The following is a 14149-nucleotide window of genomic DNA, read 5'->3' as shown; positions in this document are numbered from 1 at the left end:
AGCTGCTCCGCAAAGCGTACAAACAGCTCCGGGTTGTCCACACGCACGGTTGGATCTACGTTGCGCAGAACGTCCAGAGAAGCTGCGTTCTCGCCCTTCTCCGCAAGGGCTTGGGACAGAACAGCGTACATTCGTGCCTGGGAGGGATCCCGTTCCAGCACCGCGCGGGCCGCTTCTATAGCCGTGTCGTAGTCCTTCTCTGACATCGCGACCCGCGATTGCAGCATCAGGACATCCTGATCGTCGGCCGCCAGCGCCTTGGCCTTGTCCAATTCCTCACGAGCCGCGGCGATATTCTGTTCTTCCAGGAAGTACTCCCCGCGCGCCACATAGGTTCTTGGATCCTTGGGGTGCCTCTCGACGGCTTGTTTGAGAACATCCTGTGCCTGTTCCGTGAGGTTGGTCGCCCTGAGGAGCCGGGCCAGATTCGCGTACACGTCCGGCTTGGCAATCCCTTGGTCTATAAGTTCTCGGTAGGCGGCAGTAGCGTCGTTTCGATTCCCGATCCTGTCCAATGCGTAGGCCTGCTCGTGTTTCAGGTCGATATTCTCCGGCTCCTTTTCGAGCATTCGTCCGGCAAGGTAGTGAACCTCATGCCACGCTCCCAGCTTCTTCTGGATGTCGAACAGAGCCTGCTCGGCCTCGCGATTGGAAGGCTCGTAATGGAGAATCTGACGATACGCCGTTGCGGCCTGGGTCAGGTTGAGCCTTCGGTCGCCTGCCCGTTTGAGGCTGGCTTCCGCATATTTCTTGAGGGTATCGATATCGTCCCGCTCGCGGTTCAAGTAGAAGCTGTACCGCCGGATGGCGCTATCCCAGTCGCCTTTCTCGAAGGCTTCCTCCCCTTCGGCAAGCCATTGCCTCGTCTGGTTTTGACGGTAGAGGAGGAAACCTCCGCCGCTGGCCAGGGCAAGAATGAAGAATACCCCTAGCACAATGGCCGAGATGACCCAGAACTTTCGTGACAAGATCCTTTCCTCCTCAGGCCGGTTTACGTGCGCCCGTCACGATTCTTTACGGTCTTAACGATTCTTTGCCCAAGCGCCGCCCGATTTCTCTAAGCAAGAGTATTAGAAAATAGCTGTCGTCCACAAGATAGCGACGCCACAAACGTCGCGGCTCGTGCATGAGCCTCCAAAGCCACTCACACCCGATTCGTTGCACCCACAACGGCGCCCGGGGCACTCGCCCCGCTGCAAAGTCCAGGCCCGCCCCAATTCCCAAAACCACCGGTACTTCCATGGCTGTCGTGTAATGCCAGAGCCACAACTCTTGTCTTGGTGAAGCAAGGGCGACAAAGCACATGTCGGCCCGGGATGCACGCACACGTTCCACAGTCTCCTGGTTCTGCTCCGGGTCGCATTCAAAATGCATCGGCGGGCTGTAGCATCCAGCAACCTGTAACGATGGATGCTTCTCACGCAACTTCCTGGCGGCTTCCTCCGCTATGCCTTCGCCCGCGCCAAGAAAGAAAATGCGATATCCCTTTTCGGCGGCGTAAGCCGAGAGGCGCGGTACCAAATCTGACCCGCTGAGCTTCTCCCGCAGGGGTTTGCCCAGAAGCCTTGCGCACCATATCAGCGGCACCCCGTCGGGCACGCGAAGCCCCGCGCCGGCATATGCTTCTCGGAATTCGGCGTCACGATGGAGCCGGCAGACATGGTCAACGTTGGGGGTAAAAACGTATGCCGGGGATCGGCGCGCGATCTTCTCATCCGCCCAACGACACACCTCTTCAAACGAGGCGTTCGAGAAGCGCACCCCGAACAACTCGGTTTCTCCTATTGGACAGGCCGTCGCCTCCGATGGGCACAGCCGGTCTTGTCTCTCAACCGCCCTTTCGGCTTGCATTACGTCATCGAACTCCGATGGGCCGCGCGGGCGCGCCAGCGACAACGACGTTTGACTCCACATCGCGCGTCACAACGCTGTTAGCCCCGATAATCGCGCCATCACCGACAGTCACTCCGTTCAATATGCATACGCCCCGGCCAATCCATACGTCCTCACCAATCATAACTGCCGCGGCGGTGTGAGGCTGCAAGCGCATGCGTTCTCCAGGCTTCTTGCCGTGGTTGGCATCTCGGATAGTCGCATATTCGCCCATCATGACGAAGTCCTTGACGCCGATTCTTTCGTACGAGACAATGGTAGCCCCGTTGTTTATGACGCAATTCTCGCCAATCTCGATTCTGCCGCTTTCTTGTGTCTCCAGGAATACGTTCTTTCCAATCCGGCTTCCCTTGCCGATGTCAATCATGCCGGAACCTTCGACCGTCACAAAACCGAAGAACTGCACGCCTGGCGCCACGTGTCCGCGGATCTGCGCCCGCGCCCACATCTCAAATACAAATAAGGCTAGCTTTCGTCCCAGAGGACGCAAAAAGCGCAGCGGCATGCCTAAGGCTTGCGCCAAGGCGGAACGAAATCGCACCAACGAATGAGGCAACCGTCTGTTCTTCCCTTGCGTCAAAACAGATTCAATCCTACTCCTTCGGCGGTTCCCCGCCCTCTTCCTCCGCATCGACAAGCACAATCGTCGCGTCAGGGTCTTGTTCGTTGTATTCGAGCCGGATCTCCGGCATGGGGGTTTGTTTCTCGCGCCCCTCCTCGAGGTAGTCGTAGTACTGAAGGAGATTCGTGCGCAAATAACCGCCCCGGGTCGCCCTCGCCTTGTTCAGCACCAAGCCGATCACGTTTGCCCCTATTTGCCGCAGATCCGTCAGACACCGTTGCACCATGCCGGTTGTCGACGCGCCTACGCCCACCACCACAACGACTCCGTCCACAACAGGCGCCAACAGTTTCGCGTCTGCCATGAGCAACGCTGGCGGCGTGTCAATAATGACGTGATCGAAGGCCTGCTCGGCCTGTTCGAAAAAGGCTACCATATCGCGCGACGCCAATTTCCCGATGACGATGTCGCGTTGTTCGCCGGGTCCGATCACGTAAAGGTTCGAGTAATCAGTTTGGCGCACGATTTCGTTAGGCTCTCTCTTGCCGAACAGAATATCTCCCAGGCCCGGCCCCGGCTCCATGCCGAAAGCCTCCTCAACTTTAGGGTTGCGGGCATTGATGTCTACCAGAAGAACCCGACGTCCCGCCTGGGCCAAGGCGGTGGCGAGATTACACGCTAACGATGTTTTTCCGTCTCCGCGCCCCGGGCTTACCACGAGGCACGTATTCAACTCGGCCGAACCCTCGGGCGGATAAATGATGCGCGTGAGGATCCGGCGGAATTGATCCGCAGACGTCGATCCGGGCTCCTCTGCGGTGAGCAGAAGGCTCCCGCCCCGTTTCGGATCCAACTGCTCAAGGCTTGCATGAGGCACCGTCGCCAAGACCGGCAACCCGGTTAAAAGCGCCACGTCTTGGGCGCTTCGGATTTGCTTGTCGGTCAGTTCACGCCACAGCCCTACGGCTACGGCAACGCAGGCCGATGCAAGAAACGCCAGCGCCATCAACTGTTTCCGCCGGCCATAGTCCACCCGCGCCGGTGGAAACAAACCGGATGTGAGCGAGATGCGGCCCGGCGCCTTGCTTTCGACGTCGATACTGTAAATGATGCCCTCAATATGCTTGATTTTGTCTACGAGGTCGCTCTCTTCGGACTGAAGAGCCTCGATACCAGCCTGCTGCCCTGCGGCTTTCACGGCCAGATCGGTCTGTTCTTCTATCCGGCGCTGAAACTTCTCGATCTGAGTCTCCGCTTCTTCGAGAGCTTTTTCGGCCACCTTCAATTCCTGGTTGGTGCGGGCCTCGGCGGATTCCAGCTGCCGGGCGCGGGCCTCCGCCAGCGCTTGCGCCAGCCGGCTCTCGAGAGAATCCCGTGTATTGCGCAACGCCTTCAGGGGCGGGGCGTCGACGGTATATTTCTCTTCAAGGACCGCGATCTGGCTCTTTGCCTGGGCCAGTTCCTGCTGGATGATTCCCACCTCGACATCGTTGCGAATCTGCGCCTCGATATCGAGGTCGAAAATAGGTTGTTGCGGCGCCTCCTGCAATTGCTTTCTATAGGCCGCGATGTTTGCCAACACCCCTTTCAAGCTTTCGATGCGGTTTATTGCCTCGATCTTGCTCTTCTCGGCCGCCGACAGGTTTTCGCGGTCAGCCCCGGTTTCCGTCGGGCCTAACGCGGATAGGGTGCCGGGCGCGACACCCAGCTGTTCTTTCATGTTCTTGATGCGCCCGCGCAGAATATCCAGCTCCTTTTGAAGCTCCTCGCGCTCGTCGGTCAGCGTGGCTCGCCGCGTGCTTGTGTCGCTGACCGCCGCCGTCACCGCGAGCGCCATATAGTTGGTGACAGTGGCTTGCAGTACCTTCTCCGCAAGCTCTTTGTTCGGCGCGGTACACTGCACCTCAACGTTCTCGCTGCCGCTGAGAACGCGCGCTTGCACCAGGTCTTGAAGATACGTCAAGGGGTTTTCAGCTTGTTGAATCTCCCGGATTCCGCGGATGTCCGGAACGTCCAGCACCCGTTGCATAACCGTGGGCTGCGTTATCTCGAATGCCTGTGTGCGAACCCAGCGGTCATAGTTCATCGTTGCGCCCTGACGGCTCTCTTCGCCCAGTAATGTGACCGGATTTGCGGCAAACCGGATTGTCTTGTTCGCTGTGTATTCTTCAGGAACCAGGAAAAAAGCCGCGGTAAGCGAGGGCACCGCCAACACCAGAAAAACGCCGAGAATCAACGGGGTGCGCAAGCGAATCAGACGCATCAGGTTTAGCGCGCGCTCGCCATGCATCCCGGCAGGCGCCGACGGAAGAGGTAGGCCAAGTTCTGTCGAAAACTCCGTACTCATACACGGCTCCTACGGCGTGGGTATCGATGTTGTCAGAGAACCAAAACTCCGGATGCTGTCGAGAATCGTCAACATTTCCGCGGTGGTCGCATCTCCTGTATCAAACATGGTGTCATACCGGCGGTCCGTGTAGTAGGTATCGTATGCCTGGCGGTAGAGAGACATCAGAGGTGATATCGAGCCTGTAAACCGTGCTACGAATTGCTGCAACCGAATCAATGGTTTCAGAGGTATATACACAATATCCCCCGGCTTCATCTCGATATCCTGGCCGGTCCGCAGAATCTCGCGGATGTTGACCAGGTATACCCGGTTCATTTCTTCTTTCACTTCGCGAATTAGAACCACTTGTCTCATGCGTCCTGTCGTCTCAATGAAACCGCTGGCCCGAGTCAACAACTGCAACAGGGTTGTGCCCTCCATGAGTTGATAAACATCCGGGCGGCGCGCTTCCCCCAGCACATACACCAGGTTGACTCCCTCCGGCACATACACGATATCGTTAGGAAGCACCAGGGTATCGGCCGGGCTGACCGCCGGCTCGCGGTACTTGCTCAAGTCACACTCGATCACATCCCGCTCGCTGCCTTGGCGGCGGATGATCAGGGCCTGCGTGAGTGCGCCACGCGAACCCACAAACGAGTCTCCTCCCCGCTGGTTGACCCGTGGGCCGCCCGCCTGGTTTATCGCATCAAGCACGGAAATGGGCTTCAAATACGGAAACTCTTGTGGATTCTGCACGTCGCCCATGACGTGGTATGTTTTGCTCGTGGTTGCGATTACCGCCAGGGACACCAGCGGCTCCCGGAATACTTCCGCATACGCTTGGCGAACGGCTTCCGTCGCCTCTTCCCGAGTCAGATTCTGCACCCTCAGGTCCGGCACCATCGGCAACGAGATGTGGCCGTCGTAGCGAACAATAACCGCTTGGTTCAGAGTCGGGTCGTCGTAGGAACGAAACTCAAGCTGGTCACCGGCCTCGATACGGTACAGCACACTACCGATATCCTCAGGCGTAAGCACGGGCTTGCCACTCGCGCCCACTACGGGCATCAGGTCCTTTTGCTCTTCGGGTTTACCCATCAGCTCGCCGGTCTTGATGTCCATGGTCTCGCCGATGATCTTGCTCCCCTCGTTGTCCGGGTCCCGCGGTTGGATAACCGTCTGCGACCCGCTGGCGCATCCCTCTGAAACAAGGCCAACACATAGTAATAACGCCGGGAGGATCATCCAGAGCCTCATTCTCTTTTTCCAGCTGCTCGTGGCCAACATGGCAGTACCTCTTTCCTCGTTACCAGGATTCGGGATATTATTCGTTTTCCGTGGCGCTCTTACCAATACTGTACGCGTCAATTCGCCGCAACAGCGAACTATAGCTAATCTTCAGAAGCCTTGCCGCCTTGCGCCTGTTCCACAAGGTATGGCGAAGCGCTTCCTCAATCAACGCACGTTCCGTCGTTTCAACCGCCTTCTGTACCGCTTGCTTCAAAGAGATAAACTCTCTTGACGGCGGCTTATCGGGCTCTGATTCCCGTGTTTGTCCTGCCGTGAGCTGTTCAGGTTCTGATTCAATCGTGAAAACCCGGCCCGTCCGTGCGGACGCAACCCCAGCGGGAATGTCCGGCCCGCCCTCCGTCAACAACATCTCCGGATTGCCGGTCGCCACATACTTGCGCACACGCGCTGCCAATTCGCGTACATTGCCCGGCCAAGGCAGACCCTGCATCTCCAAGACCAGAGCCGGGTCCAACGGACGGTATTCCCGGTCCTGTTTCTGAGAAAAGTGATAATTAAAGTGTTCCGCCAGCGGGGGAATGTCTTCCGGCCGTTCCCTCAGAGCAGGCATGCGGACGTGGACTTCACTCAAACGGTAGTAGATGTCCTCCCGCATTCTTCCCCGGCGTACCGTTTCCTCCAATTCCACATTCGTTGCGGCAACGATGCGCACGTCCGTGTGAATTGGCGCTACTCCGCCTATCCGGATAAACGGTTCGCCGTCGAGAACCTGAAGAAGCTTCGTCTGTACAGTGTACGGAGTTTCCGCAATTTCGTCAAGAAATATCGTTCCTTTGTTCGCCAGCTCGAACCGGCCCGGCTTCGAGTTACGTGCCCCGGTGAAAGCGCCTCGCTCATACCCAAACAACTCGCTTTCGAGAATACTTTCGGGAATCGCCGGACAGTTCACCTTGATGAATGGCTTCCCGAGGCGCGGCGAGAGATTATGGAGCATGCGTGCGGCAATATCTTTACCCGTGCCGGTCTCCCCGGTCAGGAGCACCGTCAGTTTCGAACCGGCAAGGCGGCCGAGCATCTCGCGGGTCTCGCAAATGACCTCGCTCTCCCCGACGAGATATTCGTGAAGAGGGACCTTGACGGCCTCTGAAACACCAGGAACATCGTTAGAGGAAGTGGTCACTACTATTCATCCCAGAGCTGACACGATGGCCCCGCCTTCCGTCAGACTAGCCTTCCATTGACCGTGCCCCAGGCTGACATAATGCCCCGTGAAAAGCTCATCTCTTGACAATATTATTCACGATAGAACACGTTTTTAGCAAGTCTGAAACACATTTTAGCCCGCCAGGGAATCACAACCTCTTCATTTACAATGTTTTATATGTGTCAGACGTTGGCGATTCGGTGGATTCCGAGCTGAGGCGCTCAAGTTCTGTCTGCGGGCCGTGAGGCAGACTCCGGAGAGGGGTGACTGCAGATTACAGTATCGGACCGCCCCCCCGGCGTTTCTAAGTTGGCAGCGTGGCGGCCGAATGAGACCTCATGCCCGGCTGGGGAATGCCCCCCTTGTGAAACCCGCCCGACCCCCCCGGCCCCGCTTCAACCATGACTTAAGGAGAGTCGGTTCCTGCTTGTGGCCGGGCCGCAGTATAACCCTCCCCCATAGCCCATTCCTTCGCCGCACATTGCTGATGGCCGAGACCGGACCGAAGGCCGCGGCGCCCGCCGCCGAAGCTACATCTTCTGCAGCATCGCCAGGAACTCGGCGTTTGTTGGGGTCTTTTTGAGCTTTTCGATCAACAACTCTGTCGCCTCGATGGTGCTCAACGGACTTAGGATCTTGAGCAACAACCAGACGCGTTGCAGCTCTTCTGTCTCGAGGAGGAGTTCTTCCTTGCGCGTACGGGATTTCTGCACGTCGATCGCAGGGAAGATGCGCTTTTCCATGAGACGGCGATCGAGGTGGATCTCCATATTCCCGGTACCCTTGAACTCCTCGAAAATCACGTCGTCCATGCGGCTGCCGGTCTCGATCAAAGCCGTCGCGAGGATGGTAAGGCTTCCTCCTTCTTCGACATTGCGGGCCGCGCCGAAAAAGCGTTTCGGCCGCTGCAGGGCGTTAGCGTCCACGCCGCCCGACAACACCTTGCCGCTCGCCGGCACTATGGTGTTGTACGCGCGCGCCAAACGCGTGATCGAATCGAGCAGGATGATCACGTCGCGCTTGTGCTCGACGAGGCGTCGCGCCTTGTTGAGCACCATCTCAGCGACTTGCACGTGCCGCTCGTGGGGTTCGTCGAAGGTGGAGGCCACGACCTCGCCCTTCACCGACCGTTGCATGTCGGTCACTTCTTCGGGGCGTTCGTCGACCAGCAACACGATAACGTACACCTCCGGATGGTTCTCAGCGACAGCATTGGCAATCTTCTGAAGCAACACCGTCTTTCCGGTGAACGGGGCCGCCACGATCAAACCACGCTGCCCTTTGCCAATCGGGGAGATCAAGTCCATGATGCGGGTGCTGACTTCCTGCTGCTTGGTCTCCAGACGGAAACGTTCATCCGGATGCAGCGGCGTCAGGTTATCGAACAGGATCCGGTCGCGCGCCACGTCCGGGCTCTCGTAATTGACCGCTTCCACCTTCAGCAAGGCGAAGTACCGTTCGCCTTCCTTGGGAGGCCGCACGTGCCCCTGGATGGTATCGCCCGTCCGCAGGTTGAACTTGCGTATCTGGGAAGGCGACACATAGATGTCATCCGGACCGGGGAGATACGAATAGTCGCTCGACCGCAGGAAACCGAAGCCGTCAGGCAGGATCTCCAGCGTGCCTTCGCCATAGATCGAGCCCGCCGCCTCGATGCCCTGCTGCAGGATCTTGAATATCAGGTCCTGTTTCTTGAGCCCGCTGTATCCCTCCACATTGAGTTGCCGCGCTGTCTCCGTGAGTTCCGTCATGGTCATCTGTTTGAGTTCACGGATCGAAATCTCGCGATCGGAATGCTCGATCTTGTCTTGCACGATGTCGTTTTCGACGTCATCCTGCATCGTCGCGGCATTTCGGGCCTCCACCGCCTGATGGGATTCGGCATTTCCCTTGCGCGCATTATTCCTCGGCCGGCTTCCAGACCGGGGGCCGCTCTTTCGGGCCGGGCGATTCTTCGTTTTGGGGCGGTCTTTTTCGGTATTGATTTCTTCAGCCATGCGTCTTCCTTTCGCTACCTCGCCCCGCCGCAGCATTCGCAGGGCATTTCGAGGTCGCGCTTGCTGCCTCCTGATTACGGTTCATCGGACGCGATCTAATGGATCTGCGCCCAGTTGTCTCCTATGCCTATGTCCACCTTCAGAGGCGCCGCCAACGGCAAGGCCTCTTCCATGATGCGCTTGACGGTCGCCGCCGTTTCTTCGGCCTCCGCGGCCGGCGATTCAACCACCAACTCGTCATGAACCTGCAATAACATCCGCGATCGGCTGCCCCGGAGGGCCGCATCCAGCTGGACCATCGCCAGCTTGATGATGTCGGCCGCGCTGCCTTGAACCGGCGTATTAATGGCCACGCGCTCCGCCGCGCGGCGCGTTGTGTTGTTCTTGCTGTTCAAATCCGGGACCGGCCGCCGGCGCTGCAGCAGTGTCGTCACATACCCCTTTTCACGGGCTTCTTCCAGGGTCCGGTCAATCCACGCGCCCACCCCCGGGTACTGCCTGAAATAGCTCTCGATGAACCGGGCGGCTTCGGCGCGGGAAATTCCCAGGTTTTTCGACAGGCCGAACGCGCTGATCCCATAAACCACTCCGAAATTCACCGCTTTGGCTTGCCGCCGCATCTCCGGAGTTACCAACTCGGGCATTACGCCGAAAATGCGCGCCGCCGTGTCACTGTGAATATCGGCGCCTCGAGCGAACGCTTCATGCAGCGCGGGATCCCCGGAAAGGTGCGCGAGAATGCGTAATTCAACTTGCGAGTAGTCGGCGGAAATCAGCTTCATCTCCCGAGAGCCCGCGATGAAGCCCTGTCGAATCCGCCTGCCCATCTCCGTCCGTACCGGGATATTCTGAAGATTCGGGTCGCTGCTCGATAACCGTCCCGTGGCCGCCACGGTCTGATTGAACGACGTATGAATCCTCCCCGTGTCCGGGTTCACAAGTTTGGGAAGCGTTTCAATATACGTGCCCCGAAGCTTCTCGAGCACCCGGTACTCAAGCATCTTTCGGGGAAGCTCATGTTTCCTCGCCAGCTGCTCAAGTACCTCGACATCCGTCGAATAGCCCGTCTTTGTGCGCCGCATCGTCGGCAGGCCGAGCTTGTCGAACAGGATCTGCTGGAGCTGCTTGGGCGAGTTCAGCAAGAACGACTCCCCCGCCAGAGCAAAAATCTCCTGCTCGAGTGCTTCTAACCGCTCCCGCACCTCTTCCCCTAACGAGCGGAAGAGGCCTTCATCAATGGCAATGCCTGCCTGCTCCATGCGGGCAAGCACCGCTATGAGAGGAAGCTCTACCTCCGTGAAAAGCGCCTCGAGTCCCTGGTCGCGCAACAACGCGCCAAACCGGTCCCCGAGCCGCCACGTCATATCCGCATCTTCGCATGCATACTGGCATGCCTTGTCGATGGGGACTCTATCGAAGGTAATTTGCCTGGACCCTTTGCCGATTAAATCGGCAATGGGGATCATCTTGCGCTTGAGGTAGTAGAGACTTACTTCACTTAGATTATGCCTCAGCCGGGACGGGTCTGTCAAATACGATGCGACCATAGTATCAAGGACAATGCCGCCCAGCGCAATTCCCGCTCGCGACAGGACTTCGAGGTCGTATTTGATGTTGTGGCCTATTTTCTTGACAGAACCGTCCTCGAGGATGGGCCGGAGGATCTCGAGCGCCGCGGCACAGTCCATCTGGTTCAGGGGCCCCGGGGCATCCAGTCCCTCCAGCTCGCCGGGCGCGCCGGGGGCGCGGTGCCCTACAGGCACGTAATACGCTCTGCCGGGAGCGCAACACAACGAAATGCCGACCAACTCGGCCCGCATGGGGTCTACGGAGGTGGTTTCGGTGTCAACGGCAAACGTGCCGGCCCGCCGCATTTCAGCGGCGACAGCCCGAAGCGCGGCTTCGTCAGAAACGACTACATAGTCCTCTTTGGCGGCCTGTTCGGTGGGCTCGGGCACGAACTCTTCGACGAGCGAGTGAAGCTCGAACTCCGAAAACACCTCGACGAGCCGAGCCACATCCGCGGGGCGCCGCCGCAGGTCTTCCAGGCTGGCGTTGAGGGACACACTCGTGTCAATGGTCGCCAGTTGCCGGCTTAAGAAGGCCTGCTCGCGCTCTCTTTCGAGGTTCTCCCGCTGTTTCCCCTTTATTTCCGCGAGGTGCTCGTAAACGCCTTCGAGCGTTTGGTACTGGGCCAGAAGTTTCTTTGCCGCGACGGGGCCAATCATGGTCACTCCAGGCACATTGTCGGAAGCGTCACCCATCAGGGCCAAGGCATCGACCACATGCGCGGGCTCGACGCCAAAACGTTCCCGAACCTGCTCGATGCCGGCCCAAGCCTTTTCGGCCTCCTTATTGGGGTCGTACACGCGCACGTGTTCGTTGACAAGCTGGAGCAGATCCTTGTCACTCGTGACCAGCACCGTCTCGAGGCCCGCGGCGGTTGCGGTACGCGCCAGGGTGCCCATCACGTCGTCGGCTTCCACGCCCGGCACCCGCAGAATTGGCAGCGAGAAGGCTTCCACGACCCGGTCGATGAAGGGAAACTGTGCGGCCAGGTCTTCGGGGATTTCTTCACGGTTGGCTTTGTATTCGGGATACAGATCGTTGCGGAACGTTTTGCCCTGGGCGTCGAATGCCACCGCTACGTAATCGGGCTCATGTTCCCGCAGGAGTTTGGCCAGCATGCGCGCGAAGCCGAACACCGCGTTGGTGGGGCGGCCCCGCGAATCCGTCAATCCCCGGATCGCGTAGAAAGACCGGTACGCGAAAGCGCTGCCGTCAATCAAGAACAGTTTTTCAGCCATCGCCCGTCTCCGAGACAACCCTGACGATTTCCGCGGCAGCCCGTTGCGAAGCGCCGGGTCCGCCTAACGACTCCCGCACCGCAGCCAACTCCTCGAGCATCCGGCGTCTCGCCGGCGTGTCGTCTATCAGCTCCAGCGCCGTTGGCACGATGCGTGCTCGCATCGCCTCGTTCTGAACAAACTCCGGGACGATGCGTTTGCCAGCCAGAATATTGACCAAGCCGATATGGTCCACGCGCACGAGCGCCCGGGCAATCCAATACGTCAGGGCACTGACTCTGTACAGAATCACGAACGGCACCCCGAAGAGAGCTGTCTCGACCGTGGCTGTTCCGGAAGCTACGATGCAAAAACGGGCCGCATCGAGAACCTCGTACGTTTTCCCAACAAGGATGTGCAGCGGAAAATCGCCCGCCAGGGACCGGATCTGCGCTTCCCGCTCCGTGTCCACGCACGGCGCCACGAAAAAGGCCTCGGGGTATCGCTCCTGAATATCGCGCCCGGCCTCGAGCATAACCGGCAACAGGCGCGCTATCTCTTGCTGGCGGCTTCCCGGCAGCAGGCCGATCACGAACTTGCCTCGCAGGCTCCCGTTCACCTTCACGGTGGGAAGATGATCAAGCAGCGGGTGCCCGACGTATGTGCAATCAACGCCCGCTTCCTCATACAATGCCGGTTCAAACGGCAGAATTACAAGCATCTTGCGCACCAGCCGCGCGATCGTGCGGATACGCCCGCGCTTCCAGGCCCAAACTTGCGGGCTGATGTAGTAAATAACCGGGATGCCCAGCCGGTGTGCTTCGCCCGCCAGGCGCAAGTTGAAACCCGGATAATCAATCAGCACCAGCGCATCCGGCCGCGTGTCTTCGAGACGGGCCACCGTTTCGCGGAAGACACGGCGGACCATTCCGAACGATTTGACGATCTCCGTAAACCCCATGATCGCATGCTCGGCCAGATCGTAGCGCAGATCCATGCCGGCTGCGGCCATGTGCTGTCCTCCCAGCCCCTCGCAACGCATATCCGGAGCAATGGAACCCAGCGCCCGGATAAGGTTGGCGCCGTGAATGTCTCCGGACGATTCCCCTGCTACAAAGAAGAGCCGCTTCACGGGGTCTCCCGCATGCTGTCGATGATCTGCTGAGCCAGTTTCAGTGCGTTGAGAGCATCCTCGCCATTGACAACCGGACGTGTGCGTTCCCGCACACAGTCAATGAACGAAGCAAGTTCGAGGCGTAATGGTTCTTCATGCTGGACCGAGAGCGATTCCACCGTTATGAGGTCCATCGGATTCTGCCCGGGAGCCAGTTCACCCGGCATCTTGCGGTAGATGAGCACTTCCTCGGCCGAGTAATCGGTCGAGGCGTACATGGCGGGCGCGAAAACACGGATCTTGCGCATGCGGTCCATCGAAACCCGGCTGCACGTCAGATTGGCCACACAACCCGATGCAAAACGGATTCTGGCATTCGCGATGTCCTCGTATTTCGAAAACACCGGCACGCCTACGCCATCAACGGACTCCGGCTGGGTGCCATCCATGGCGAGCACGATCTCCAAATCGTGGATCATGAGGTCCAATACGACGCTGACATCGTGCCCGCGGTTCGGATAGGGGCTCAGACGGTGGCACTCGATGAAACGGGGTCTCTCGACCGCGTCAAACAGAGCGCGCACGGCGCCGTTGAAGCGTTCGATGTGTCCGACCTGCAGAATGCGCCCTGCGGCATGGGCCGCCGTAACCATATGTGAAGCGTTCTCCACATCCTGCGCAATGGGCTTCTCGACAAGCACATCCACCCCTGCGTCGATCAGGCGAAGCGTCATTTCGTGATGAAGCGTTGTTGGCACAACCACGCTGGCCGCGTCTATACCGAGAGCCAGAACATCTTTCACGTCATGGAAGTGAGGGACCTGGAAATCGTTTGCCGCTTTGGCTCCGTTCGTATCGTCCGTATCCACTACCCCGACGAGTTCGACCCCGTCCAAACCGGCATAGTTGCGCGCATGATGATATCCGAGATGGCCTACTCCAATAACTGCGACACGAATAGGTGACATACACATCCTTCTTGGCGGACGGGAACGGCCCCTGCGCAGGAG

General features: G+C 58.8%; 10 protein-coding genes. All 10 read right to left on the bottom strand.

What is annotated here, in order from left to right:
- Positions 1–968: tetratricopeptide repeat protein (locus PLJ71_01475; protein ID HQM47322.1), on the bottom strand; the 968-nt coding region annotated here is incomplete at its 3' end.
- 46 nt (positions 969–1014) lie between these two features.
- Positions 1015–1851, bottom strand: a complete 837-nt coding sequence (locus PLJ71_01470) for a WecB/TagA/CpsF family glycosyltransferase (protein HQM47321.1) — start codon at positions 1849–1851, stop codon at positions 1015–1017.
- A gap of 4 nt (positions 1852–1855) precedes the next feature.
- On the bottom strand, positions 1856–2398 hold the full coding sequence (locus tag PLJ71_01465; GenBank protein ID HQM47320.1) for an acyltransferase: 543 nt from the start codon (positions 2396–2398) through the stop codon (positions 1856–1858).
- 88 nt (positions 2399–2486) lie between these two features.
- Positions 2487–4802: a polysaccharide biosynthesis tyrosine autokinase gene (locus PLJ71_01460; protein HQM47319.1), complete on the bottom strand. Its 2316-nt coding sequence runs from the start codon at positions 4800–4802 to the stop codon at positions 2487–2489.
- A 9-nt stretch (positions 4803–4811) separates the two neighbouring features.
- The gene (locus PLJ71_01455) at positions 4812–6044 is read right to left on the bottom strand and encodes an SLBB domain-containing protein (GenBank protein ID HQM47318.1); all 1233 of its coding nucleotides are present in this window, start codon (positions 6042–6044) and stop codon (positions 4812–4814) included.
- 67 nt (positions 6045–6111) lie between these two features.
- Positions 6112–7218, bottom strand: a complete 1107-nt coding sequence (locus tag PLJ71_01450) for a sigma-54 dependent transcriptional regulator (protein HQM47317.1) — start codon at positions 7216–7218, stop codon at positions 6112–6114.
- Between the two features lie 554 nt (positions 7219–7772).
- A complete protein-coding gene (rho, locus tag PLJ71_01445; protein ID HQM47316.1) occupies positions 7773–9023 on the bottom strand; it encodes a transcription termination factor Rho in 1251 nt (416 codons plus the stop codon).
- Positions 9024–9334: 311 nt separating this feature from the next.
- Entirely contained in the window at positions 9335–12046 is a 2712-nt protein-coding gene (gene polA / locus PLJ71_01440; GenBank protein ID HQM47315.1) for a DNA polymerase I, read from the bottom strand.
- Positions 12039–13157, bottom strand: a complete 1119-nt coding sequence (gene lpxB / locus PLJ71_01435) for a lipid-A-disaccharide synthase (GenBank protein ID HQM47314.1) — start codon at positions 13155–13157, stop codon at positions 12039–12041. The genes polA and lpxB overlap by 8 nt, the downstream gene beginning before the upstream one ends.
- On the bottom strand, positions 13154–14107 hold the full coding sequence (locus PLJ71_01430) for a Gfo/Idh/MocA family oxidoreductase (GenBank protein ID HQM47313.1): 954 nt from the start codon (positions 14105–14107) through the stop codon (positions 13154–13156). Before PLJ71_01430 ends, lpxB begins: the two co-directional genes overlap by 4 nt.
- Positions 14108–14149: the final 42 nt, after the last annotated feature.

Source organism: Candidatus Hydrogenedentota bacterium (assembly GCA_035416745.1).
Taxonomy (GTDB): Bacteria; Hydrogenedentota; Hydrogenedentia; order Hydrogenedentales; family SLHB01; genus UBA2224.
This window is presented reverse-complemented; position numbering and strand designations above follow the sequence as displayed.

Coding starts and splice junctions, on each gene's coding strand:
- PLJ71_01470 (HQM47321.1), bottom strand. CDS start 1,851: ATGCAAGCCGAAAGGGCGGTTGAGAGACAAGACCGGCTGTGCCCATCG.
- PLJ71_01460 (HQM47319.1), bottom strand. CDS start 4,802: ATGAGTACGGAGTTTTCGACAGAACTTGGCCTACCTCTTCCGTCGGCG.
- polA (HQM47315.1), bottom strand. CDS start 12,046: ATGGCTGAAAAACTGTTCTTGATTGACGGCAGCGCTTTCGCGTACCGG.
- PLJ71_01465 (HQM47320.1), bottom strand. CDS start 2,398: ATGCCGCTGCGCTTTTTGCGTCCTCTGGGACGAAAGCTAGCCTTATTT.
- PLJ71_01430 (HQM47313.1), bottom strand. CDS start 14,107: ATGTCACCTATTCGTGTCGCAGTTATTGGAGTAGGCCATCTCGGATAT.
- PLJ71_01455 (HQM47318.1), bottom strand. CDS start 6,044: ATGAGGCTCTGGATGATCCTCCCGGCGTTATTACTATGTGTTGGCCTT.